This is a genomic window from Kitasatospora sp. NPDC094028, from assembly GCF_049543595.1.
GTDB lineage: Bacteria > Actinomycetota > Actinomycetes > Streptomycetales > Streptomycetaceae > Kitasatospora.
Genome location: NZ_JBMVFA010000001.1, coordinates 207,630 through 231,178 on the forward strand (window position 1 = coordinate 207,630; position 23,549 = coordinate 231,178).

The window sequence follows — 23,549 nt, forward strand, 5'->3', positions numbered from 1 at the left end:
GGCCCCGCACGGCCCCACCGGCGCGCCCGGTGGGGCCGTCCGCCGTTGCGGCGCCGCTACAGGAAGGCCCCGTTCGGCAGGTACGGCGTCGGCGGCCGCATGCCGCGCACCCCGACGAACCCCCGGGTCTGCGGAGTCAGCCCGACCTCCAGCCCGACGTCCAGTGCCCACTCCTGCTCGGCGGTCAGGTACTCCACCCGCGCCTCGGCGCCGTCCGGCACCCGGGACAGCGCCTCGCGCAGCAGCCGGGCCGCGATCCGCTTGCTGGTGGCGGCCAGCAGCCGGACGGCGCCGCCGTCCCGGTAGCAGTAGCCGCTGCCGGCCAGCGCGTCCGCGACCAGCAGCTCCTCGAAGTGCCCGAGCATCAGTTCGTGGTCCGGGCCGTGCGCGGAGCCGCGCAGCCGCCGGTCCACCGAGTCCAGCAGGTGCAGCTGGGTGGCGTTGCCCCGGTGCACCGGGATGTCCCCGGGGTCGATCAGCCCGTCCCGGTCCACCCGCCCGGTCAGCCGCATCGCCGGGTGCAGGGTGAAGCCGGCCAGCCGGTAGCGGCGGGCCGCCGCCGGGGAGGACGAGGCGCAGACCATCCCGCGCAGGCAGCCGCCCGCGTGCGCCGCCGCCCGCTCCAGCAGCAGCCGTCCGACGCCCCGGCCCTGCGCGGACGGCCGGACGGCGAACAGCGAGGGCACCCACAGGCCCTCCCGCCGCAGCGACAGCACCGCCCCGACCGGCTCCCCGTCGACCACGGCCAGCCAGCAGCCCCCGGGATCGGTGCGCGCCAGGTGTCTGGTGCGGGCCAGCTGCAGCGGCGTCGGCCGCGGCGGGGCGGTGTCGGCGGAGGGCTCGGCGAACGCGGCGAAGGACAGCTCCTGGACGGCCTCCGCGTCCGCGGCGGTGTCCCTGACCGGGCGAAGGATCATGGTGACCATCCTGGCAACCACCGGGCCGCCGCGGGGCCCGTTCGCCGGGATCGGGAGCCGGGCGGGGGTCGGGCTGCGGACGGCGGCGGTGACCGGTCCCGCCGGGTTGTGCGAGCATGGGTGGCGTAGGGGACACGGGTGGTTCACCCGGCCCACGGAAAACCGCCGCCGACAGGCCACCGAAAAACGTCCGCCGCCCGGGAAATGAAACCGGACGGCCGTTGGTTGGCACTGGCGGCAGACCGTCGTCAAGACCGGGAGAAAGCAGATGACCGTCCAGGACGAGACCACCGTCGAGAGTGGCATCCTCCTTACCGATGCCGCCGCGGCCAAGGTCAAGAGCCTGCTGGAGCAGGAGGGCCGCGAGGACCTCGCGCTGCGCGTCGCCGTCCAGCCCGGTGGCTGCTCCGGCCTGCGTTACCAGCTGTTCTTCGACGAGCGCTCGCTCGACGGCGACGTGATCAAGGACTTCAACGGTGTGAAGGTCGTCACCGACCGGATGAGCGCCCCGTACCTGGGTGGCGCCACCGTCGACTTCGTCGACACCATCGAGAAGCAGGGCTTCACCATCGACAACCCGAACGCCACCGGCTCCTGCGCCTGCGGCGACTCCTTCAGCTAAGCCTGGAGCGAGCGGAGAAGGCGGCCCCGGGATCATCCCGGGGCCGCCTTCCGCGTTCCTGCGCTCCTGCCGCCGCTACTGCGCGGCGCCGTCCGGGCCCACCGGGTCCGGCCCGGCGTGCGGGTCGCCCTCCAGCGGCACATCCTGGCCGCTCGACTGGTCGGTCACCGTCCGCCCGGCCAGCGGCGCGCGCAGATCGGTGGAGACCGCCTGCCGCTTGGCCAGCGCGTTGCAGACCTGCCCCGGCTGGGTGATCGGCGGGCCCGGCACGACCTGCACGTTCACCCGGCCCTGCGGCGACTCGTCCGCCTTGAGCGCGTACTTGGTGCAGACCCCGCCGAAGAAGTAGACGGTCAGCTTGTTGCCGCCGTCCGCCCGGTAGCCGACCGCCGGGCGGACCACGCCGCCGCCGTTCGGGTTGGGTTCCCCCGGGGCGATCCCGTTGGGCGGGGGAGTGGCCCCCGGGACGGACTGCCCCGGCGGGGGCGAGGCCGGGGTGGGGGTGAACGCGGTCGGCGGCTGGGCCGGCTGGCCGGTCGCCCCCGCGGACGGGCTGCCGGAGGCGGTCGGCGCCTGCGGGGAGGCGCTCGCGGACGCGGACGTCGCGGAGGCACTGCCGGTCGCCGAGTCCGAGCTCTTGCCGTCGCCGTTGCAGCCGGCCACCGTCACCACCGCCGCCAGCGCCAGACCGGCCAGGGCCACTGCCCGCCGACGGCGCCGGGACATCGTCTCCAGATCCATCTGCACATCCTCCCGAGGGCTCAGCGGCGCCGCTCCTCGGCTGCTCCGCGCGGATGTGACGTGACCGGGTCGAATCCGGTTCCCACCCCGTTCCGGCCGGGTCAGCCGCCGTACTCGGCCATCCCCGCGACCAGCCGCTGTGCCCCGGACGGCACCCGGACGAGCCCGGCCGGCGTCGGGGCCGCGGGCTGCGGGCCGTCCGCCAGCAGCGGCCAGAACCGGCGCAGCCGGCGCGAGTTGTCCACCAGCGCGTCCATCGTGTAGTCCATGTCGGCGCGCAGCGAGGGCAGCGGGGAATGATCGGTCGTCATCGGGCATCGCTCCGATTCCAGGGCCGTGGCGACACTGCCGCGGCCGGCGGCGGGGCCCGCCGGGCCCCCTGGGCCGACCCTAGGCCGGGGTGCGGACCGCCACCAGTGCTACCCGGAGGTAGTACACGTTCGAGGCCGGAGGGTGCCACGCTGGCACTGCGGGCCACCGGCGGGCGAGCCCCGATCGAGGCGGTCTTGCCGACGCCCGCACCCGGCCCGGTACCGTGTGTGGGTTCGTCCATGCCTGCCCGCTGGCCATGCCGCCACCCTGAGGAGACCTTCCGTGCGTATCGCCGTCGCCGGCTCGATCGCCACCGATCACCTGATGACGTTCCCCGGCCGGTTCGCCGACCAGCTCGTCGCCGAGCAGCTGCACACCGTGTCGCTGTCCTTCCTGGTCGACACCCTGGACATCCGCCGGGGCGGCGTCGCGCCGAACATCGCCTTCGGCATGGGTGTGCTGGGCCTGCGCCCGATCCTGGTCGGCGCGGCCGGCGCGGACTTCGCCGAGTACCGCAGCTGGCTGGAGCGCAACAACGTGGACTGCGAGTCCGTCCACATCTCCGAGACCCGGCACACCGCCCGTTTCATGTGCACCACCGACGAGGACCACAACCAGATCGCCTCGTTCTACACCGGTGCGATGGCCGAGGCCCGCAACATCGAGCTGAAGCCGATCGCCGACCGCGTGGGCGGCCTCGACCTCGTGCTGATCGGTGCCGACGACCCGCAGGGCATGGTCCGCCACACCCAGGAGTGCCGCACCCGCGGCTACGCCTTCGCCGCCGACCCCTCCCAGCAGCTCGCCCGCCTGGAGGGCGACGACATCCGCGAGATCGTCGACGGCGCCGCGTACCTGTTCACCAACGAGTACGAGGCCGCGCTGATCGAGAGCAAGACCGGCTGGGACGCCGACGAGCTGCTCGGCCGGGTCGGCACCCGGATCACCACCCTCGGCAGCAAGGGCGTGCGGATCGAGCGCAAGGGCGAGGCCCCGATCCTGGTCGGCTGCGCCAAGGAGGAGGCCAAGGTCGACCCGACCGGTGTCGGCGACGCCTTCCGGGCCGGCTTCCTGGCCGGCCTGTCCTGGAACCTCGAACTGGAGCGCGCCGCCCAGCTCGGCTGCATGCTCGCCACCCTGGTGATCGAGACCGTCGGCACGCAGGAGTACGAGCTGCGCCCGACCGCCTTCCTGGCGCGCTTCGAGGAGGCCTACGGCGCCGAGGCCACCGCGGACGTCCGCGCCCACCTGGTCAAGTAGTCCCCGCTCAGGAGCGACGCACCACGAGGTAGGCCGAGCCCCGGTCACCGCCGTAGTCGGCGGCCGGGGCCTCGCCCGCGTACTCCTGCTCGCGCATCTCGCACCAGGCGGGGACGTCCAGCCGGGCCGCCTCGTCGTCCGCGAGCACCGCGACCGTGCCGCCCACCGGCACCTCGCCGATCCGCTTCGCCAGCTCGATCACCGGCAGCGGACAGCGCTTCCCCAGCGCGTCGATGACGAGGGTCCCGACCACGGGCTCGGGCGTCGGCGCCGGCAGGTCCAGCCCGAGCGGGGCCCGGACGCCCGCCACCAGCTCGGGCAGCACGGCGAGGAAGCGCTCCACGTCCGCCTCGGCCGTCCCGTACGGCAGCGAGACCCGCACGTTGCCCTCGGTGAGCACCCCCATGGCGGCCAGCACGTGGCTCGGCGTCAGCGTGGACGAGGTGCAGGACGAGCCGGAGGAGACGGCGAAGCCGGCCCGGTCCAGTTCGGTGAGCAGCACCTCGCCGTCCACGTACAGGCAGGAGAAGGTGACGAGGTGCGGCAGCCGCCGGACCGGGTCGCCGACCACCTCGACCTCGGGCACCAGCCGCGGCACCCGGGCCCGGATCCGCTCCACCAGTTCGTGCAGCCGGGCGTTCTCCCGCTCGGCCTCGGCCCGGACGGCCCGCAGCGAGGCGGCCGCGGCGACGATCGCCGGGACGTTGACGAAGCCGGGCACCCGCCCGCCCTCGCGCTCGTCGGCCGGCAGCGGCGAGGCGTACCGGACGCCCTTGCGCACCGCCAGGATCCCGACGCCGGCCGGCCCGCCCCACTTGTGCGCGCTCGCGGTCAGCAGCGACCACCCGGCCGGGACGTCCGTCCGCCCGGCGCTCTGCGCCGCGTCCACCAGCAGCGGCACGCCCGCCCCGGCGCACAGCGCGGCGACCTCGCCGACCGGCTGGACGGTCCCCACCTCGTGGTTGGCGCTCTGCAGCGCGGCCAGTGCGGTGTCCGGGCGCAGCAGCGCGCCGAAGGCCGCCGGGTCCACCCGGCCGGTGCGGTCCACCGGTGCGACCGTCACCTCGCCACCGGCGGCCGCGTGGCGTTCGGCGACGTGCAGCACACTGGAGTGCTCGACCGCGGAGTGCAGCAGGTGCCCGCCGCGGCGCCGGTTGCCGGAGAGCGCGCCCAGCAGGCCGAGTTGGACGGCCTGCGTCCCGCTCGCGGTGAAGGAGACCTCGTCCGCCCGGGCGCCGAGCACGGCGGCGACCGTCTCGCGGGCGGCGTCCAGCAGCATCCGGGCCTGCCGGCCGGAGCGGTACAGCCGGGCCGGGTCGGCCCAGCCCTCGTCCAGGGCGGCGGTCAGTGCCTGCCGGGCGACGGGGTGCAGGGGGGCCGTCGAAGCCACGTCGAAGTACACGGTCACATTTAACGACACACCCAGGGGCGGACAATGGCGGGGAATTCCCGTGGCGCCGTCTCACCGGCCGTCAGTCGATCATCCTGAATGTCCGTTTCGTCCGCGTCCGACGAGTCGTCACCCGCGTTGTTCGAGGTCATCCCCCGATCGGGCGTACGGACCTCGAATGCCTGCGATGACCTGCGGCGCAGTGCCTGCCGGGCCTGATCGGGCGACCGGGCGGCGCGTTACCGGGGGCTGCCCGTCAGGAGCGCATAAGGCTGGAGTAGGGTTTGGCCCGCATAAGCATTCAAACCGTGCCCGTGGTCGGGTCGCCGGAGGCTCACCATCCTCCTCGGGGCGACGCGAAGGCGGGCGAGACTTCGGGAAGGCGCTACGTGAGTCCCAACGGCTCCGACCGCTCGCCGCGGCGCACGATGCGGCGGAAGCTGCCTCAGGCGCTGGCACTGGGCCTCGTCATCGCTACCGCCACCGGCTGCTCGGCCAACGACCTCCCCAGGCTTGGCCTCCCGAGCCCCGTCACCAAGGAAGGGCCGATGGTCCTCCAGATGTGGCAGGGGTCCTGGATCGCGGCGCTGGTGGTCGGCGTACTGATGTGGGGTCTGATCATCTGGAGCGTGATCTTCCACCGGCGCAGCCGCACCGGTGTGGAGGTTCCCCCGCAGACCCGGTACAACGTGCCCATCGAGGCGCTCTACACCGCGGTCCCCATCATCATCGTGTCGGTGCTCTTCTACTTCGTCGCCCGCGACGAGTCGAAGCTGACCAAGGTCTCCGAGAAGCCGCAGCACGTGGTCAACGTGGTCGGCTTCCAGTGGAGCTGGGCGTTCAACTACGAGAACACCGAGACCCCGGATCCGGCGAACAAGACCGCCGCGTACGAGGTCGGCACCCCCAAGAACGCGCCGACGCTCTGGCTGCCGGTCAACGAGACCGTGCAGTTCCGTCTCACCTCGCGTGACGTCATCCACGACTTCTGGCCCGTCAACTTCATGATGAAGATGGACGTCGTGCCGGGCGTGGTGAACAAGTTCGAGGTGACTCCGACCGTCAAGGGCGAGTACGTGGGCAAGTGCGCCGAGCTCTGCGGCGTCGACCACTCGCGCATGCTGTTCAACGTCAAGGTCGTCGACCGCGCCGAGTACGACAAGCACTTGGCCGAGCTTCGCGACAAGGGCCAGAGCGGTGCGGTGCCTTCCGGCCTCATCAGCATGGGAAGTGAAGAGAAGTGACCATCCTCAACGAGCCCGCCGCGGCCGGCGGGGGCGCCGGGGCCGTCACGGTCGGAGCGCAGCGGACCCGCAAGCCGGGTTCGACCATCATCAAGTGGCTGACCACCACCGACCACAAGACGATCGGCACCCTGTACCTGGGCACGTCGTTCGCCTTCTTCCTGATCGGTGGCATCCTCGCCCTGGTCATGCGCGCCGAGCTGGCTCGCCCCGGGACGCAGATCCTGTCGAACGAGCAGTTCAACCAGGCGTTCACGATGCACGGCACGATCATGCTGCTGATGTTCGCGACGCCGCTGTTCGCGGGCTTCGCGAACTGGATCATGCCGCTGCAGATCGGCGCCCCGGACGTGGCCTTCCCGCGTCTGAACATGTTCGCGTACTGGCTGTACCTGTTCGGCTCGATCATCGCCGTGGCCGGCTTCGTGACCCCGAACGGTGCCGCCGACTTCGGTTGGTTCGCCTACTCCCCGCTGTCGGACGCGGTTCACTCGCCCGGCATCGGCGGTGACATGTGGATCATGGGCCTGGCCTTCTCCGGCTTCGGCACGATCCTCGGTGCGGTCAACTTCATCACCACCATCATCTGCATGCGCGCGCCCGGCATGACGATGTTCCGGATGTCGATCTTCGTCTGGAACACCCTGCTGACCGCCGTGCTGGTCCTGCTGGCCTTCCCGGTGCTCGCCGCCGCGCTGTTCGCCCTGGAGGCGGACCGCAAGTTCGGCGCCCACGTCTTCGACCCGGCCAACGGCGGGGCGATGCTGTGGCAGCACCTGTTCTGGTTCTTCGGCCACCCCGAGGTCTACATCATCGCGCTGCCGTTCTTCGGCATCGTGTCGGAGATCATCCCGGTCTTCAGCCGCAAGCCGATGTTCGGCTACTCCGGCCTGATCGCGGCCACCATCGCGATCGCCGGTCTGTCCGTGACGGTGTGGGCGCACCACATGTACGTCACCGGGCAGGTGCTGCTGCCGTTCTTCTCCTTCATGACCTTCCTGATCGCGGTCCCGACCGGTGTGAAGTTCTTCAACTGGGTCGGCACCATGTGGAAGGGCTCGCTGAGCTTCGAGACCCCGATGCTCTGGACGGTCGGCTTCCTGGTCACCTTCCTCTTCGGTGGTCTGACCGGTGTCCTGCTGGCCTCCCCGCCGATCGACTTCCACGTCTCGGACTCGTACTTCGTCGTCGCCCACTTCCACTACGTGGTCTTCGGCACCGTCGTGTTCGCGATGTTCGCCGGCTTCCACTTCTGGTGGCCGAAGATGACCGGCAAGATGCTGGACGAGCGCCTCGGCAAGATCACCTTCTGGACGCTGTTCTTCGGCTTCCACGCGACCTTCCTGGTGCAGCACTGGCTCGGCGCCGAGGGCATGCCCCGCCGCTACGCCGACTACCTGGCCTCGGACGGCTTCACCACGCTGAACACCGTCTCGACCATCGGCTCCTTCGTGCTCGGCCTGTCGATCCTGCCGTTCCTCTACAACGTCTGGAAGACCGCCAAGTACGGCGAGAAGGTCGAGCAGGACGACCCGTGGGGCTTCGGCCGTTCGCTGGAGTGGGCGACCTCCTGCCCGCCGCCGCGGCACAACTTCCTCACGCTGCCGCGCATCCGCTCGGAATCCCCGGCCTTCGACCTCCACCACCCGGAGATCGCCGCGCTGGACTACCTGGAGAACCACGGCGAGCAGGCCAAGCACCTCGCCGGCGTGACCCCGGCGAAGTACGACGCCCCGAAGCTGGGCAAGGGCAAGCAGGAGGGTGACGCCCGATGAAGGAACAGGGAAAGATCTTCCTCGGCCTGTCGGTCTTCGTCCTCGCGATGGCGATCACCTACGGCCTGTGGACGAACAGCTCCGACCTCGGCATCGAGGCGGCCGGTACCACCGCGCTGTTCCTCGCCTTCTCGCTGTGCGCCTTCATCGGGTACTACCTCGCCTTCACCGCCCGCCGGGTGGACAGCGGCGCGGGTGACAACCCCGAGGCCGAGGTCGCGGACGACTCCGGCGAGCTGGGCTTCTTCGCCCCGCACAGCTGGCAGCCGCTCTCGCTGGCGCTCGGTGGCGCGCTCGCCTTCCTGGGCGTGATCTTCGGCTGGTGGCTGATGTTCTGGGCCGCCCCGATCATCGCGATCGGCATCTTCGGATGGGTCTTCGAGTTCTACCGGGGCGAGAACCAGAACCAGTAAGGTTCCGACTCCGACACCGGGGCCGGTCCTCCCGCAGGGGAGGGCCGGCCCCGGTGCGTTTCCCGGTCCCGGCCCCGGTGCGACGGGCTCCGGGCAGCGGGGCCTCACCCGCCCGGCCGAACGAGGGGACGCTCGGATGTCGCTCAGCCGCATGACGTTCCTACGATCTGATCAATCGTGCGAACCCCGGAGGCGGCCATGTCCGACAGGCGCGGCATCGCAGGCATCGGCAGCATCTCGCTGACCCTTGCCGTACTCACCCCGCTGGCCGCGTGCTCGTCCGGTGAGGAGGAGAGCGCCGGTCCGCACCGGATCGACGCGGCCCCGCTGGTGCACCTCTCGGCCGAGGGCAAGGCCGACCCCTCCCAGCCGGTCACCGTGACCGCCGTGGCGGGCAGCCGGCTCACCGACGTCACCGTGGTCGGCCCGGACGGCCGGGTGGTGGCCGGAAAGCTCGCCGACGACCAGCGCAGCTGGCAGACCACCGGGCGGCTGAAGGCCGGCACCGCGTACACCGTCCGGATCTCCGCCGACGACGGCAGGAACGGCCGCGGCGACACCACCGCCGGCTTCAGCACCCTCGCCGCCCAGCGCCTGCTCACCGCCAAGCTCGGCCCGGACTCCTCCGGCAGCGGCGTCTACGGCGTCGGCCAGCCGCTCACCGTGCAGCTCTCCGAGGCGGTGAAGGACCCGCAGGCCCGTCAGGAGGTCGAACGGGCCCTGACCGTCACCTCCCAGCCCGCCGTCACGGGCGCCTGGTACTGGGTGGACGACAAGGACCTGCACTTCCGCCCGGAGGACTACTGGCCGGCCGGCACCACCGTCTCGCTGGCCTTCGACGGCACCGGCAGCCGGATCTCGGACGGCCTGTACGGCGGCGACCGCAGCTCGCTGCGGCTGCGGATCGGCGAGCGGGTCGAGTCGGTGGTCGACGCCGCCGCCCACGAGCTCACCCTCAAGCGGGACGGCGAGGTGCTCCGGACCATCCCGGTGACCACCGGCAAGCCCGGCTTCGACACCCGCAACGGGGTCAAGGTGGTGCTCGGCCAGGAGCGGTCGGTCCGGATGAACGGCGAGACGATCGGCATAGCCGCCGGCGGCGCGGACTCCTACAACCTGGACGTGGAATGGGCCACCCGGGTGACCTGGAGCGGTGAGTACGTGCACGCGGCGCCCTGGTCGGTCGGCTCGCAGGGCGTCGAGAACGTCAGCCACGGCTGTACCGGTATGAGCACCGAGAACGCCAAGTGGTTCTACGAGAACACCCGGGTGGGGGACCTGGTGACGGTGGTGAACAGCCGGGGCGCCGACATGGAGCCCTTCGGCAACGGCTTCGGGGACTGGAACGTCTCCTGGGCGAACTGGGCCAAGCACAGCGCCCTCGGACAGGCCGTCAGCACCACCGCCCCGGCCTCCCAGGCCCCGGCCGTGGGGATGATCCGCCCGGAGGTCTGAGGCGGGGCCCGGGGCCGGTCCTACGCCTCCGGGAGGGCCCGCAGGGCGGTGTCCACCGCCGCCAGGGCGTCCCCGTGGGAGAGCCCGAGCCGGGCGGCCCGCTCCGCGTACGCGGCGGCGGCCTCGGCGGCCAGGCGGTGGGCGGTGTCCCCGGTGGCGGCGATCAGGGTGCCGCGCCGGCCGTGCGTCTCCACCACGCCGTCCGCCTCCAGCTCCTTGTAGGCCCGGGCGACCGTCCCGGCGGCCAGCCCCAGCTCCTCGGCCAGGGCCCGGACGGTGGGCAGCCGCAGCCCGGTCGGCAGCTCGCCGGTGCGGGCCCGCTCGGCGATCTGGGCGCGGATCTGCTCGTACGGGGGAGTGGCGGCGGCGGGGTCGACGGACAGCTGCACAGGGGCTCCAGGCGACGCGGGCGGGTACGGGGCGGGCGGGTACGGAAAAGCCCGAGGGCCGCCGACCAGGTGAACTCTGGTCAGCGGCCCTCGGGGTGGCGCGTACGGGATCAGTGGTGGCCGTGGCCGCTGGTGATCTCGTGGTGCTCCTCGGCGGTCGGCTTGGGGATCTGGCTTCCCTCGCCGTAGAAGCCGCGGGACAGCTTGGCCCGGGTGCGGGTGAGGACGCCGGCCTTGCGGGCCACGCCGTTCTCGTCCGTCTGGGCCGGCAGCTGGACCGGCTGGATCTGCTCGTGCGCGGTGAGCGTGTGCAGGTCCTTCTGCGGCAGCTGGGCGTGCACCTCGACGAACTCGCCGTGCGGCAGGCGCTTGATGACGCCCGTCTCGCGGCCGTGCAGCACCTTCTCCTTGTCACGGCGCTGCAGGCCGAGGCACCAGCGCTTGGTGACGATGAAGGTGACGACCGGGACGACGAAGAAGCCGACGCGGACGAAGTAGGTGATGGCGTTCAGCGACAGGTGCAGGTGGGTGGCGAACAGGTCGTTGCCACCACCGATCAGCAGCACCAGGTACAGGCTGATCCAGGCGGCACCCAGGGCGGTGCGGACCGGGGCGTTGCGCGGGCGGTCCAGGATGTGGTGCTCGCGCTTGTCGCCGGTGATCCAGCTCTCGATGAACGGGTAGACCGCGATCGAGACCAGGACCAGCGGGAAGACCACCATCAGCGGGATGAAGACACCCAGGTTCAGGGTGTGGCCGCCCCAGACGCTGATCTCCCAGCCCGGCATGACACGGATCAGGCCCTCGGAGAAGCCCATGTACCAGTCCGGCTGGGCGTCGGTGGACACCTGGTCGGGGCGGTAGGGGCCGTACGCCCAGATCGGGTTGATCGAGGCGATCGCCGAGATGGCGGCGATGAGGCCGAACACCAGGAAGAAGAAGCCACCGGCCTTGGCCATGTAGACCGGCATCAGCGGCATGCCGACGACGTTCTTCTCGGTCTTGCCCGGGCCCGCCCACTGGGTGTGCTTGTGGTAGAAGACCAGGATCAGGTGCGCCACCAGCAGGCCGAGCATGATGCCCGGGATCAGCAGCACGTGGATCGTGAAGAACCGCGGGATGATGTCGTGGCCGGGGAACTCGCCGCCGAACAGGAACATCTGGACGTAGGTGCCCACCAGCGGGACGGCGAGGATCGCGCCTTCCATGAAGCGGATACCGGTACCCGACAGCAGGTCGTCCGGCAGCGAGTAGCCGAAGAAGCCGTCGAACATGCCCAGGACCAGCAGCAGGAAGCCGAAGACCCAGTTGATCTCACGCGGCTTGCGGAACGCGCCGGTGAAGAACACGCGCATCATGTGCACGAGCATGCCCGCCACGAAGACCAGGGCGGCCCAGTGGTGGATCTGGCGGATCAGCAGACCGCCGCGCACCTCGAAGCTGATGTCCACGGTCGAGGCGTACGCCTCGGACATCCCGATGCCCTTGAGGGGGATGTACGAGCCGTCGTAGACGACCTCGCCCATCGAGGGCTTGAAGAACAGCGTCAGGTAGACGCCGGTCATGATGATGATGACGAACGTGTAGAGGCAGATCTCGCCCAGCATGAAGGACCAGTGGTCCGGGAAGATCTTCCGCAGGTTGGCCTTGGCGAGGGAGTAGATCCCCAGCCGGCCGTCCGTCCAGTCAGCGGCGGCTTCCCACTTGCTCGCGGGCTTGGCGCGCGTGCTGGCGGGCTTGGCGGCACCGGAGGTGGTGCTGCTCGCGCTACTCATCGAGCACGCTCCCAGTAGCTCGGGCCGACGGGCTCAGCGAAGTCGCCGGTGGCGACCAGGTTGCCCTTCTCGTCAGTGATGATCTTCAGCTGCGGCAGCGGGTGGCCGGCCGGGCCGAAGATGACGCGCGCGCCGTCCGCCAGGTCGAAGGTCGACTGGTGGCAGGGGCAGAGCGCGTGGTGGGTCTGCTGCTCGTACAGGCTGATCGGGCAGCCGACGTGGGTGCAGATCTTGGAGTAGGCGAGGATGCCCTCGAAGCCCAGCTCCCGGGACTTGTCGTCCTTGATGTCCTCCGGCGCGATGCGCACCAGCATCAGGGCGTCCTTGGCGATGCGCTGCTGGAAGTCCTCGTCGTGGGTGGTCAGACCCTTCGGCATGGCGAAGGTCAGCGAACCGATGACGATGTCCTCGGCCTTCATCGGCTGCATGGTGCTCATGTTGACGAGCTCCAGCGGCGTGGCCTGGGTGGCCTTGCCCCAGCCGGTGCCCATGAGCTTCTTCTCGGGCAGCGGGCCCAGGTCGCGGAGCAGGACCACGCCGGAGAGCGGGACCAGCGCCAGCGAGCCGAGGAGGGTGTTGCGGATCATCTTGCGGCGGCCGAAGCCGGACTCGGCGGCGCCGGTCTTGAACTGCTCGATGATGTCCGCGCGCAGCTCGTCGTCAGCCTCGATCGGGTGACGCTCGGCCGGAACCTCGACGTCCGACATCAGCGTGCGGGCCCAGTGGACCGCACCGGCGCCGATCATGAACAGCGCGACGCCCAGGGTCATGCCCAGCGCGAAGTTCAGCGCGCTGACCTTGCCCAGCGGGAAGATGTAGACGATCTTGTCGGGGTCGATGGCCACGAACGAGGCGATGAAGCCGATGGTGGCGAGCATCGAGACCACGAACATCAGCGAGACCTGGCGCTCGGCGCGCTTGGCGGCCCGCTCGTCGATGTCGGTGCGACGCGGCTCGTGGGCCGGCAGGCCCGGGTCGGCGAACGGGTTGCCGTGTTCGGCGACCTCGCCGGCGGAGCCGTGCGACTCCGGGAGGTTCTCTGACATGTCGTGGCTCATGACTTCTTGGCCTTGGTGGTGTGGGCGGCGACCCAGATCGCGACCGCGATGAGCGTGCCGAGGCCGAAGATCCAGCCGAACAGACCCTCGGTCACCGGACCGAGGCTGCCGAGCGTGAGACCACCGGGGTTGGGCTCATCGGAGGTGGTGTGGCGGACGAAGGCCACGATCTGCTTCTTCTGGTCCTCGGGCATGGTGCTGTCCGGGAACGACGGCATGTTCTGCGGGCCGGTCTGCATGGCCTCGTAGATGTGCTTGGCGTCCACGCCCTCCAGCGAGGGGGCGTACTTGCCCTTGGTCAGGGCACCACCCTGGCCGGCGAAGTTGTGGCACTGGGCGCAGTTGGTGCGGAACAGCTCGCCACCCTTGGAGATGTCCTCCGGGTTGGTCGAGGTGTACTGCTCAGGCTTCGGCGCCACCGGGCCGGGGCCCAGCGAGCCCACGAAGGCGGCCAGCTGGTCGATCTCGGACTGCGAGTAGATGTCCTTCTTGCGCGGGACCTGGGCGCCGGGCTGCTGGGCCGGCATGCGGCCGGTGCCGACCTGGAAGTCGACGGACGCGGTGCCGACGCCGACCAGGCTCGGACCGTCGCTGCTGCCCTGGCCGTTCAGGCCGTGGCAGGAGGAGCAGCCGACGGCGAAGAGCTTCTTGCCCTCTTCGATCTCGAGCGACTGCGCGGTGACGTCGGCCTGCGCCTTGCTGGCGGGCGCGAACGCGGCGTACAGCCCCCCGGTGGCCGCCAGGGCGAGAAGTAGGACGACCAGCGCCGCCAATGGGTGGCGCCGTCGTGCGGAGAGCTTTTTCACGGAATAACCCCGGTGTCAGGATCTGGTCGACTGGTGGGTGCACCCGGCGGCCGGTCTGGCCGGCACGAGGCTGCCTCTCGAGGGCTGCGCGCGCGGTCGGTCGGTGGGAGCGTCGGCACCGGCAGAAGCGGCCCTGCGCCGGTGAGGGCGGGGGCCGCAGCCGGTGGCCAGCGACCTGATCAGCTGGTTACTTGATCAGGTAGATGGTCGCGAACAGGCCGATCCACACGACGTCGACGAAGTGCCAGTAGTACGACACGACGATCGCCGCGGTGGCCTGCTCGTGCGTGAAGCGCTTGGCTGCGTACGTCCGTCCCAGGACCAGCAGGAAGGCGATCAGACCACCCGTCACGTGCAGACCGTGGAAGCCGGTCGTCAGGTAGAACACCGTGCCGTACGGGTCGGAGGACAGCGACAGGCCGTCCTTCTTGACCAGCTCGGTGTACTCGAAGATCTGACCGCCGATGAAGATCGCGCCCATGAAGAACGTCAGGATGAACCACGCGCGGAGCTTCTTCACGTCACCGCGCTCGGCGGCGAACACGCCGAGCTGGCAGGTCAGCGAGGAGAGCACCAGGATCGTGGTGTTGCCCGCGGAGAAGGGGACGTTGAGGGCGTGTGCCTTCTCGGTCCAGAACTCGGCCCCCTTGACGGAGCGGAGCGTGAAGTACATCGCGAAGAGGGCCGCGAAGAACATCAGCTCGGAACTGAGCCAGACGATCGTTCCGACGCTGACCATGTTCGGTCGGTTGACCGATCCATGCGCGTGCCCGGTTTCTACTGCTGTTGCTGTCGCCACGACGGACATTATGTCGGTCCCTTATTCCGTCTTCACGCCGGGGGGTGTCCCTCGGAGTGTCCGGTGCGTGCGGTATGCCCGCTTGGGGGGCGGCCGGGGGGCCGTACGGGGGCTGAGCAGCGGCGTGTCCCTTTTCTGACGGTTCCTCGGTGAGGCCGTGCCGCCCGGTGCTCAGCGTGTCGCTGCCGGGTCGCGCGGGCGCGCGGGGGTAAGGGGAGAGGGCCCGGGGTCGGCCGTACGGGTGGACCGCGGGAGACGGGGTGACGGGGTGTCCTCCAGGCGGCCGAGCGGCGGGCGCGGCGGCCTGGGGAGGAAGGTGCGCGCGGGGGAGTCGGCGACGGGGCAAAGCGGAGTAGCATCCGGATCAGGCGAACGTGGTCCGGATCACACTTGAGGGAGCAGGGTCCATGGCGTACACGACCGACGAGACGCTCACCGTCCTCGTCTACAGCGACGACCGCAACACCCGCGAGCAGGTGCTGACGGCGCTCGGCCGCCGGCCCGCCGAGGATCTTCCGGAGCTGTCCTACCTGGAGTGCGCGACCACCCCCGCGGTGCTCAAGGCGCTGGAGAAGGGCGGCGTAGACCTCTGTGTCCTGGACGGCGAGGCGGTGCCGGCCGGCGGGCTCGGGCTCGGGCGCCAGCTCAAGGACGAGATCTACGGCTGCCCGCCGGTGCTGGTGCTGATCGGCCGGCCGCAGGACTCCTGGCTCGCCGCCTGGAGCCGGGCCGACGCCGCGATCTCCCGCCCGGTGGACCCGGTGGCGCTGGCCGAGGCCGCCGCCGTCCTGCTGCGGGCCCGGCTGGCGAAGCGGGCGCCGGCCGCCCGCTGAGCGGCGGCGGACGGGCCGGGAACCGTTCCAGCACGAAGTTGCCGGAGCTGTCTCAGTACGAGAGAAGGGGCCGCCGCGGGGACCCTTCCGCTCGATAGGCTGACTTACATCCGTACGGACGTCCCCCGAAGTGGGGGAACCGACAACAGTGGAGTCAGCCATGGTGAACGTGAACCCTGCGAACGGCGGTAGCGACCCCGCGCAGGTGGTCCGCACCTGGCCGGACATCCTGGCGACGCTGTTGAAGGGGGAGGACCTCGACCGCTCGGCCACCGCGTGGGCGATGGACCGGATCATGAGCGGCGAGGCGTCCCCCGTCCAGGTCGCCGGCTTCATGGTCGCGCTGCGGGCCAAGGGCGAGACCGTGGACGAGATCACCGGTCTGGTGGACTCGATGTACGCGCACGCCGAGCCGCTGACCATCCCCGGCCCGGCGGTGGACATCGTCGGCACCGGCGGTGACCGGGCGAAGACCGTCAACATCTCCACCATGTCGGCGATCGTCGCGGCCGCCGCCGGCGCCAAGGTGGTCAAGCACGGCAACCGGGCGGCCTCCTCCGCCAGCGGCTCCTCGGAGGTGCTGGAGAAGCTCGGCGTCTCGCTCGACCTGTCCGCGCGGCGGGTCGCCGAGGTCGCCGAGGAGGTCGGGCTCACCTTCTGCTTCGCCGCGAAGTTCCACCCCTCGATGCGGCACGCCGCCACTGCGCGGCGCGACCTCGGGGTGCCGACCGCGTTCAACATCCTCGGCCCGCTCACCAACCCGGCCAAGGTCACCGCACACGCGATCGGCTGCTTCGACACCCGGCTCGCCGCGCTGATCGCCGGGGTGCTCGCCCGGCGCGGCGCCGGCGCCCTGGTGTTCCGCGGCGACGACGGGCTGGACGAGCTCACCATCACCACCACCTCGCAGGTGTGGATCGTGCGGGACGGCGTCGTCACCGAGACCTCCTTCGACCCGCGGGAGGTCGGCATCGAGCTGGTCGGCATCGAGGCGCTGCGCGGCGGGGACCCGTCCTACAACGCCGAGGTCGCGCGCCGGCTCCTGGCCGGGGAGCACGGGCCGGTGCGGGACGCCGTCCTGCTGAACACGGCGGCGGCGCTGGTCGCACTCGAACCCGGCGACGCGTCGCTCATCGAGCAGCTCCGCGCGGGCATGGCGCGGGCGGCCGAGGCCATCGACTCGGGCCGGGCCGAGGAGCTGCTGCGCCGCTGGTCGGCGGCCACCAGCCGCGGCTGAGGCGGCAGTTGACGGGCCCGTGGCGATTCCTCGCCGCGGGCCCTCGTCGTGTCCGGATGGTGGATGGTCGTTTGACCACCCGACGTACGCGACCTAGAGTCTTCGCCAGGTCATGAGTGACAGCGACAAGCCCCAGCTTGCTGTCCGGCAACCCTCCGTCCGTGGCGGGGTGCCCTGGGTGAGGACCGGGTCGCTCGGCGAATCGTCCGTGCGGCAAGCGCGGACACCGGACGATCAGCACTCCCGGGGTCCCTCATCCCCTGAAGGAGTGCATCCTCATGTCGATCGCCACCGAAGTCCGCACCCCGGTCCGCACCCCGCTCGCCGTTCTCGGCCGGGACGTCCAGGTCCCGCTCGCCAGCGGGGAGAAGGTCGGCTACGCGGCGCTCGACTACGCGGCCAGCTCGCCGGCGCTGCAGCGGGTCTGGGACGACGTCGCCGCCTACGCGCCGTACTACGGCAGCGTGCACCGGGGCGCCGGGTACCTCTCCCAGCTGTCCACCGACCTGTTCGAGCAGAGCCGCCGGACCGTCGCCGAGTTCCTCGACCTGCGCGAGGGCGACCAGGTGGTGTTCACCCGCGCCACCACCGACTCGCTCAACCTACTGGCCGGGGCCGTGCCGGCCGGCACCCGGGTGTTCGCCTTCGAGACCGAGCACCACGCCTCGCTGCTGCCCTGGGCGCACGCCGGGCTCGACGTCAGCTACCTGCGGGCGCCGCGCTCGCGGGCCGAGGCGGTGGCCGCGCTGGACGCCGCGCTCGCCGGGGCGCCCGAGGGCCCCAAGCTGCTCTGCGTCACCGGGGCCTCGAACGTCACCGGCGAGCTGTGGCCGGTCGCCGCGCTGACCGAGACCGCGCACCGGCACGGCGCCCGGGTGGTGCTGGACGCGGCGCAGCTCGCCCCGCACCACCGGGTGTCGGTCCGGGAGTCGGGCGTCGACTGGATCGCCTTCTCCGGCCACAAGCTCTACGCGCCGTTCGGCGCAGGGGTGTTGGCCGGTCGCTCGGACTGGCTGGACGCCGCCGAGCCGTACCTGGCCGGCGGCGGGGCGACCCGGACGGTGGCCCGGGAGACGGACGGCTCGGTGGCCGTGCAGTGGCACTCCGGCCCGGCCCGGCACGAGGCCGGTTCGCCGAACGTCATCGGCGCCTACGCGATCGCCTCCGCCTGCCGGGCGCTCACCGAGGCGGGCTTCGACGCGCTGGAGGCCCGGGAGCAGCAGCTGATCGCCCGGCTGACCGCTGGGCTGGCGGAGATTCCGCAGGTCAAGGTGCTGAACCTGTTCGGGGAAGGCTCCGCGAGGGTCGGCGTGCTGTCCTTCGTCGTCCAGGACTGGAACAGCTCGCACTTCTCGGCCGCGCTGTCCGCCGAGTACGGCATCGGGGTGCGCGACGGACTGTTCTGCGCCCACCCGCTGGTGCGCACCCTGCTCGGGGACGATTCGGGGGTCGCGCCCGCTCCGGTCTCCGCGTGCGGCGCTCCCGAGCCGTCGCTGCCCGGTGAGCGCAGCCTGAACGCGATCCGGGTGAGCTTCGGCGCCGGGACGCCGGACGAGCACGTCGAGCGCTTCCTGACCGCCGTCCGTGAGCTGGTCGCGGACGGCGCGGCGTGGAACTACCGCAACGAGGGCGGGCGTTGTGTCGCCGACAGCCGGCGGGAGGGCTGAGGGCCGCCCGGGGTGCCCTACTCGTCGAGGCCGAGGGCGAAGGCGGCTTCCAGGTCGTGCTGGGAGTAGGTGCGGAAGGCGATCTGGGTCTCGGTCTGGGCCACGCCCGGGACCTTGTTCAGCCGGCCCGGGATGACATCGGCCAGGTCGTCGTGGCGGCGCACCCGGACCATCGCCACCAGGTCGTAGCCGCCGGTCACCGAGTACACCTCGCTGACGCCCTCGATCGCGGCGATGGCCTCGGCGATCTCCGGGATGCGGTCGACGCTGGTCTTGATCAGGACGATGGCGGTGATCACTGTTCGCGCTCCTTCGTGGGTTGCCGCCAGGGTATCGGGCGTCAGCCGGGGCGTCGCGGGGGGTGACCGGCCACGGCGCAGGCGTAGAGGAACCCGGCCGAGAAGCCGATCACGTGCACCAGGTACGCCACCCCGGGGCCGGCCGCGTGCACCGACCACCACTGCAGCGCGAACCACAGGCCGAGCACCAGCCAGGCCGGGAAGCGCAGCGGCAGGAAGAGCAGCAGCGGGACGAGGGTGGTCACCCGGGCGCGCGGATGGAAGCGCAGGTAGGCGCCGAGCACGGCGGAGATCGCGCCCGAGGCGCCGAGCAGGACGCGGGTGGAGCCCGGCGAGTGCGCCTCGGCGAGCGCGAAGCCGTACGTGGCCAGGCTGCCGGCGGCCAGGTAGAAGACGGCGAACCGGGCCCGGCCCAGGCGCTGTTCGACGGTGGGGCCGAAGACGTAGAGGAAGAGCAGGTTGCCGGCCAGGTGCAGCCAGCCGGCGTGCAGGAAGAGCCCGGTGAGGACGGACAGCGCCGGGTGCTTGCCCGGGGTCGCGGCCACCGGGCAGCCCGGGACGGGGTCGGGGGCCTCGGCCAGCTGTTCGGAGGTCAGCGGACGGCCGGCCAGGATCTCCGCCGGGATCGTGCCCCAGCGCTGCTCGTACCGCTGCTCGGCGCAGACCCGGGCCTGGCCGGTGCCGTAGAGCGGGTTGAGGCCGGCGGCCGGGGCGAGCAGGAACACCAGCGTGTTGACGGCGATCAGGGCGTAGCTGACCGCCGAGGCGGGCCCGGCCGGGCGGCCGGCCGGCGCGCCGGTGTGGTCGGGAGCCGCGAGCGCCATGCGGCCAAGCATCCCTCCGGGCGGCCGAGGTGACACGGCGCAGTACGGCAGGTGGGTTAGGGCGTGTCTTGGGGATCTTTGCCGGGTCCGCGACGCTCCCCCGGCCTCCGGCCGGGAGGTACCCCCAGGGCACGCACCTCGCCGCGTTGTCGTCGGTCGCCAATGGCCCCCAGCCTTCGGCCGGGAGGTGCCCCCACCGCAGTGGCTCCCTCCTCCGCCTTGCGATGCACGCACCCCAACGCCGCGGCCTGATCCGACAAGATCCACAAGACGCGCCCTGGGCGGCGGCTTCGCTGAACTGGTGGCCGGGGCGGTTGCCCCAGGCAATAGGCTTGGGGCGGGCATTCCCGCCTCCCGCCGCCGACGCCGGGGCTCCGGGGGGAGCGCCTGGCCCACCCAGGGACCACCCGAGAGGACCCCCGATGACCGTCCCCGCCCTGACCGCAGAGACGCGCTGGCGCTGCACGCTGTGCGGCAACCTCACCCGCTTCGACGTGACCCGCACCGCGCGGGTGACCGAGTTCCTCCACTTCGACCTGGCCGGCGAATCCAAGGTCGAGGAGACCCAGGTGCTGAGCGAGACGATCGAGTCGGTGCGCTGCCGCTGGTGCAACGCGGTGGACCAGGTCGAGCTGGTGGCCCGCCCGGGGGCCGAGAGCGTGGAGACCCCCGCCGAGCAGGGCTGATGCCGGGGGTGCGGTGGGCGGTGCGGGCGCGCCCGTCCACCGCACGGGACAATACAGACAAGACGCACGGAGCGTGACGACAGGGGCGGCCGCGGCCGTGCCCCGCTGGAGCAGGATCGGAGCCGAGGACGTGGTGGACGCAGCGAAGGAGCCCGTCGAGCCGGCCGCGTCCGAGTCCGGGGCGCCCGGGGCGTCCGGCACGGCCGAGGGGCCCGGGGCGGCGGAGGTGGCCGGGGAGACCGGCGCGGCGGCGGAGCGGGCGGTCGAGAAGCTCGACCGGCCGCTGCCCGAAGGGGTGCGCCGGCGCGTGGTCGGGCTGGCCTCGGACGCGCTCGGCGGGCTGCCGGCGGCCGAACTGCCGCAGAGCCTGCGCCAGTACGCGAAGTTCACCCCCGCGCGGCGGGCCAAGTACGCGGCGACGGCCCTGGCGGCGGCGCTGGAGTCGGAGCCGGCCTTCCGGGTGCGGATAGCGGAGCGGCTGCGGCTCGGCCAGCCGGACCTGGTGAAGGCGCTGGAGTCGGGCACCGTGCCGGGCGCCGCCGACCCGATGGACGTCGCGGCCGCCGCCTACCTGGTGCGTTCGGCCGGGTGGAGCCGGCTGGTCGCGGAGGCGGGCGAGGAGGCCGAGCGGGCCGGGGCCGAGGGTGCGGCCGCGGAGTCCGCGCGGCTGCTGGAGAAGCTGCAGGCCGAGCTGGCCGAGCTGCGGGCCACCGCCCGCGCGGACCTGGACCGCCAGCGCGCGGAGTCCGAGGAGGTCCGGCGGGAGGCCGAGTCGCTGCGCAAGAAGGTGCGGTCGCTGGAGAGCGACACCCGCCGGGCGCAGGCCGAGGCGCGCCGGCTGGCGGGGGAGCTGGAGTCCGTGAAGGCCCAGGCGGCGGCCGAGCGCGGCACCGCGGAGAGCGAGGCGCGGCGGCTGCGGCACCGGGTCTCGGAGCTGGAGAACGCCGCCGAGCAGGGCCGCCGTTCGGCCCGCGAGGGGCGCAGCGTGGAGGACATGCGGCTGCGGCTGCTGCTGGACACGGTGCTGCAGTCGGCGCAGGGGCTGCAGCGGGAGCTGGCGCTGCCGGTCTCGCAGATCCGCCCGGCGGATCTGGTGGAGGCGGTGGTGCCGGGGGCGGCCTCGCCGCACGACGTGGCCAGGCGGGGTCTGGCGGACGACGATCCGGCGCTGCTGGACCAGCTGCTGGCGATCCCGCAGGTGCACCTGGTGGTGGACGGCTACAACGTGACCAAGACCGGCTATCCGACGCTGCCGCTGGAGCAGCAGCGGATCCGGCTGCTGGGCGGGCTGGCGATGCTGGCGCAGCGCACCCAGGCGGAGGTCACCTGTGTGTTCGACGGCCAGGACCTGGACGTTCCGGTGATCATGGCGCCGCCGCGCGGGGTGCGGGTGCGGTTCAGCCGGACCGGGGAGACGGCCGACGAGCTGATCCGCCGTCTGGTGCGGGCCGAGCCGCAGGGCCGTCCGGTCGTGGTGGTGTCCACCGATCGGGAGGTCGCGGAGGGCGTGCGGAAGGCGGGCGCGCGCCCGGTGGCCTCGGTGCTGCTGCTGAACCGGCTGGCCCGGCCCTGACCCGGGCCGGAGGGCGTGATGCCTGGTCAGCGCCCGGATGGCGGTCATGTGCGGATCTGGTGAAGTCAGCGTCGGAGGCCGGTTTCACGCCATTGGGGGGTTGGCGAAACGCAGAGATCTTCACTAGGGTCTGGCGTCAAACCTATTTTCCGGATTCTCACTCGTACAGGTGAGTCCGATGGAAGAAGGAGCCGGTCTCTTGGCCTCCCACCGCCGTCCGAAGCAGCCGAGTCGCGCACGGGTCTCCGTGCTCACCGCTGCCGCTGCGACCGCGGTCGCCCTCTCGGCCCAGGTGGGCGCGCACGCCGCGCCCCAGCCCAGCAAGGACCAGGTCAAGGAGCAGATCGACCAGCTCCAGACCGAGCAGGAGCAGGCCGCCGAGAAGTACAACGGCGCCAAGGAGCGGGCCGACCAGCTGCGCAAGCAGTCGGACCAGCTGCAGGACCAGGTGGCGCGCAGCCAGGACCAGATGACCCAGCTGAAGTCGGGTCTGGCCGAGGTGGCCGGAGAGCAGTACCGCACCGGCGGCATCGACCCGTCCGTCCAGCTGATGCTCTCCTCCGACCCGAGCGGCTACCTGCAGAAGGCGTCCAGCGTCCAGCAGGCCAGCAACAGTCAGGCCGAGGCGCTCAAGGGGCTGCTGGACCAGCAGCGCCGGCTGGACCAGCAGAAGACCGAGGCGGCCGCGGTGCTGGCCTCGCTCGACTCCACGACCAAGGACCTGAACCAGGCCAAGGCGGACGTCAACCAGAAGCTGAAGGCCGCGCAGGACCTGATGAACTCGCTCAGCGCCGCCGACCGTGCCGCGCTGAAGGCCCAGCAGGCTCAGGTGGACCGGGCCTCGCGCGGCTCCGACCGCCCGGACATCGGCCCGCTGCCGCAGGCGAGCGGCTACGCGGGCGTCGCGGTGGCCAAGGCGATGAGCAAGCAGGGCTCGCCGTACCAGTGGGGCTCCACCGGGCCGAGCACCTTCGACTGCTCGGGCCTGATGGTCTGGGCGTACGGCCAGGCCGGCGTCTCGCTGCCGCGCACCTCGCAGGAGCAGGGCAACGTCGGCACCCGGGTGCCCTCGCTGGACCAGGCCCAGCCGGGCGACCTGGTGGTCTACGGCAGCGACCGGCACCACGTCGGGATGTACATCGGCAACGGCATGGTGGTGCACGCGCCGCACACCGGTGACGTGGTGAAGGTGATGAAGGCCGACGCGATGCCGATCAACACCATCCGCCGGGTCTGACGCCCGCGGGGCCGACGGACCGGCAGGCCGCAGGGCCGCTCCGAACGCTTGTGACACCCGCCACCCCTCGTTCCGGGGGGTGGCGTTCGGCTGTGACCGCCCGGCTGGCCGATTCGTGAAATCCGATCAGCTATGCGTGTGGACGTGATCACCTTCGGTCATTTTCACAGAAGAACTTCGGCATTCTTACGTCTTTTTTCTGACAAGGATTTGAACGGATCACGGTCCAGTTACTAG

The 23,549-nt window shown here is 71.7% G+C and carries 23 protein-coding genes and 1 riboswitch; of the genes, 12 read left to right on the plus strand and 11 right to left on the minus strand.

The window, feature by feature from the left end; all coding sequences use genetic code 11:
• Positions 1 to 56 precede the first annotated feature (56 nt).
• Positions 57 to 917, minus strand: a complete 861-nt coding sequence (locus ACPC54_RS00900) for a GNAT family N-acetyltransferase (protein ID WP_498959727.1) — start codon at positions 915 to 917, stop codon at positions 57 to 59.
• A 268-nt stretch (positions 918 to 1,185) separates the two neighbouring features.
• On the opposite strand from ACPC54_RS00900, the gene erpA reads away from it, so the two are divergent.
• Positions 1,186 to 1,539 carry an iron-sulfur cluster insertion protein ErpA gene (erpA, locus tag ACPC54_RS00905; RefSeq protein WP_045692187.1) on the plus strand — a complete coding sequence of 118 codons (354 nt, stop codon included), beginning with the start codon at positions 1,186 to 1,188 and terminating at the stop codon, positions 1,537 to 1,539.
• Between the two features lie 75 nt (positions 1,540 to 1,614).
• On the opposite strand, the gene ACPC54_RS00910 is transcribed toward erpA, so the two are convergent.
• Both ACPC54_RS00910 and ACPC54_RS00915 read right to left on the minus strand, forming a co-directional pair.
• Positions 1,615 to 2,280 carry a hypothetical protein gene (locus tag ACPC54_RS00910; RefSeq protein WP_498959730.1) on the minus strand — a complete coding sequence of 222 codons (666 nt, stop codon included), beginning with the start codon at positions 2,278 to 2,280 and terminating at the stop codon, positions 1,615 to 1,617.
• 101 nt (positions 2,281 to 2,381) lie between these two features.
• Complete coding sequence (locus ACPC54_RS00915; protein WP_498959731.1) at positions 2,382 to 2,591, minus strand: hypothetical protein; 210 nt, start codon at positions 2,589 to 2,591, stop codon at positions 2,382 to 2,384.
• 283 nt (positions 2,592 to 2,874) lie between these two features.
• On the opposite strand from ACPC54_RS00915, the gene ACPC54_RS00920 reads away from it, so the two are divergent.
• The gene (locus ACPC54_RS00920; RefSeq protein ID WP_498959733.1) at positions 2,875 to 3,852 is read left to right on the plus strand and encodes a carbohydrate kinase family protein; all 978 of its coding nucleotides are present in this window, start codon (positions 2,875 to 2,877) and stop codon (positions 3,850 to 3,852) included.
• Positions 3,853 to 3,859: 7 nt separating this feature from the next.
• On the opposite strand, the gene ACPC54_RS00925 is transcribed toward ACPC54_RS00920, so the two are convergent.
• Entirely contained in the window at positions 3,860 to 5,254 is a 1,395-nt protein-coding gene (locus ACPC54_RS00925) for a cysteine desulfurase/sulfurtransferase TusA family protein (RefSeq protein ID WP_498959735.1), read from the minus strand.
• A 377-nt stretch (positions 5,255 to 5,631) separates the two neighbouring features.
• On the opposite strand from ACPC54_RS00925, the gene ctaC reads away from it, so the two are divergent.
• The 4 genes from ctaC to ACPC54_RS00945 all read left to right on the plus strand — a co-directional run bounded on the left by ctaC (position 5,632) and on the right by ACPC54_RS00945 (position 10,129).
• A complete protein-coding gene (ctaC, locus tag ACPC54_RS00930) occupies positions 5,632 to 6,486 on the plus strand; it encodes an aa3-type cytochrome oxidase subunit II (RefSeq protein ID WP_498959737.1) in 855 nt (284 codons plus the stop codon).
• On the plus strand, positions 6,483 to 8,261 hold the full coding sequence (gene ctaD, locus ACPC54_RS00935) for an aa3-type cytochrome oxidase subunit I (protein ID WP_498959739.1): 1,779 nt from the start codon (positions 6,483 to 6,485) through the stop codon (positions 8,259 to 8,261). Before ctaC ends, ctaD begins: the two co-directional genes overlap by 4 nt.
• Entirely contained in the window at positions 8,258 to 8,674 is a 417-nt protein-coding gene (locus ACPC54_RS00940) for a cytochrome c oxidase subunit 4 (RefSeq protein WP_498959741.1), read from the plus strand. Before ctaD ends, ACPC54_RS00940 begins: the two co-directional genes overlap by 4 nt.
• 198 nt (positions 8,675 to 8,872) lie before the next feature.
• Positions 8,873 to 10,129 carry a L,D-transpeptidase gene (locus ACPC54_RS00945; protein WP_498959743.1) on the plus strand — a complete coding sequence of 419 codons (1,257 nt, stop codon included), beginning with the start codon at positions 8,873 to 8,875 and terminating at the stop codon, positions 10,127 to 10,129.
• 20 nt (positions 10,130 to 10,149) lie between these two features.
• Here the strand turns inward: ACPC54_RS00945 and ACPC54_RS00950 are convergent, their stop codons facing one another.
• The 5 genes from ACPC54_RS00950 to ctaE form a co-directional block, all read right to left on the minus strand.
• On the minus strand, positions 10,150 to 10,518 hold the full coding sequence (locus ACPC54_RS00950) for a GntR family transcriptional regulator (RefSeq protein WP_498959745.1): 369 nt from the start codon (positions 10,516 to 10,518) through the stop codon (positions 10,150 to 10,152).
• Positions 10,519 to 10,628: 110 nt separating this feature from the next.
• Positions 10,629 to 12,293 carry a cytochrome bc1 complex cytochrome b subunit gene (gene qcrB / locus ACPC54_RS00955; protein ID WP_498959747.1) on the minus strand — a complete coding sequence of 555 codons (1,665 nt, stop codon included), beginning with the start codon at positions 12,291 to 12,293 and terminating at the stop codon, positions 10,629 to 10,631.
• On the minus strand, positions 12,290 to 13,339 hold the full coding sequence (gene qcrA / locus ACPC54_RS00960) for a cytochrome bc1 complex Rieske iron-sulfur subunit (protein ID WP_498959749.1): 1,050 nt from the start codon (positions 13,337 to 13,339) through the stop codon (positions 12,290 to 12,292). The genes qcrB and qcrA overlap by 4 nt, the downstream gene beginning before the upstream one ends.
• Positions 13,340 to 13,347: 8 nt before the next feature.
• Positions 13,348 to 14,157, minus strand: a complete 810-nt coding sequence (qcrC, locus tag ACPC54_RS00965; RefSeq protein WP_498959751.1) for a cytochrome bc1 complex diheme cytochrome c subunit — start codon at positions 14,155 to 14,157, stop codon at positions 13,348 to 13,350.
• 187 nt (positions 14,158 to 14,344) lie between these two features.
• The gene (gene ctaE / locus ACPC54_RS00970; RefSeq protein WP_031071929.1) at positions 14,345 to 14,965 is read right to left on the minus strand and encodes an aa3-type cytochrome oxidase subunit III; all 621 of its coding nucleotides are present in this window, start codon (positions 14,963 to 14,965) and stop codon (positions 14,345 to 14,347) included.
• A 398-nt stretch (positions 14,966 to 15,363) separates the two neighbouring features.
• Here ctaE and ACPC54_RS00975 point away from each other — a divergent pair, with 398 nt between their 5' ends.
• The 3 genes from ACPC54_RS00975 to ACPC54_RS00985 all read left to right on the plus strand — a co-directional run bounded on the left by ACPC54_RS00975 (position 15,364) and on the right by ACPC54_RS00985 (position 18,693).
• Positions 15,364 to 15,789 (plus strand): response regulator, encoded by a 426-nt coding sequence (locus ACPC54_RS00975; RefSeq protein WP_498959753.1) that lies wholly within the window; start codon positions 15,364 to 15,366, stop codon positions 15,787 to 15,789.
• A 160-nt stretch (positions 15,790 to 15,949) separates the two neighbouring features.
• Positions 15,950 to 17,026 (plus strand): anthranilate phosphoribosyltransferase, encoded by a 1,077-nt coding sequence (gene trpD / locus ACPC54_RS00980; RefSeq protein WP_498959755.1) that lies wholly within the window; start codon positions 15,950 to 15,952, stop codon positions 17,024 to 17,026.
• 108 nt (positions 17,027 to 17,134) lie between these two features.
• Positions 17,135 to 17,252, plus strand: a riboswitch (SAM riboswitch).
• A 52-nt stretch (positions 17,253 to 17,304) separates the two neighbouring features.
• Positions 17,305 to 18,693, plus strand: coding sequence for an aminotransferase class V-fold PLP-dependent enzyme (locus ACPC54_RS00985; protein WP_498959757.1), 1,389 nt, complete (start codon positions 17,305 to 17,307; stop codon positions 18,691 to 18,693).
• Positions 18,694 to 18,710: 17 nt separating this feature from the next.
• Here the strand turns inward: ACPC54_RS00985 and ACPC54_RS00990 are convergent, their stop codons facing one another.
• Positions 18,711 to 18,992 carry an Lrp/AsnC ligand binding domain-containing protein gene (locus ACPC54_RS00990; protein ID WP_045692172.1) on the minus strand — a complete coding sequence of 94 codons (282 nt, stop codon included), beginning with the start codon at positions 18,990 to 18,992 and terminating at the stop codon, positions 18,711 to 18,713.
• Positions 18,993 to 19,033: 41 nt separating this feature from the next.
• On the minus strand, positions 19,034 to 19,816 hold the full coding sequence (locus tag ACPC54_RS00995) for a rhomboid family intramembrane serine protease (protein WP_498959759.1): 783 nt from the start codon (positions 19,814 to 19,816) through the stop codon (positions 19,034 to 19,036).
• Positions 19,817 to 20,238: 422 nt separating this feature from the next.
• On the opposite strand from ACPC54_RS00995, the gene ACPC54_RS01000 reads away from it, so the two are divergent.
• From ACPC54_RS01000 to ACPC54_RS01010, 3 genes are all read left to right on the plus strand, one after another.
• The gene (locus ACPC54_RS01000) at positions 20,239 to 20,502 is read left to right on the plus strand and encodes a hypothetical protein (RefSeq protein WP_498959761.1); all 264 of its coding nucleotides are present in this window, start codon (positions 20,239 to 20,241) and stop codon (positions 20,500 to 20,502) included.
• A 133-nt stretch (positions 20,503 to 20,635) separates the two neighbouring features.
• Positions 20,636 to 22,075 (plus strand): NYN domain-containing protein, encoded by a 1,440-nt coding sequence (locus ACPC54_RS01005; RefSeq protein ID WP_498960533.1) that lies wholly within the window; start codon positions 20,636 to 20,638, stop codon positions 22,073 to 22,075.
• A gap of 199 nt (positions 22,076 to 22,274) precedes the next feature.
• Positions 22,275 to 23,312, plus strand: a complete 1,038-nt coding sequence (locus ACPC54_RS01010) for a C40 family peptidase (protein WP_498959763.1) — start codon at positions 22,275 to 22,277, stop codon at positions 23,310 to 23,312.
• The last annotated feature ends 237 nt before the right edge of the window (positions 23,313 to 23,549 follow it).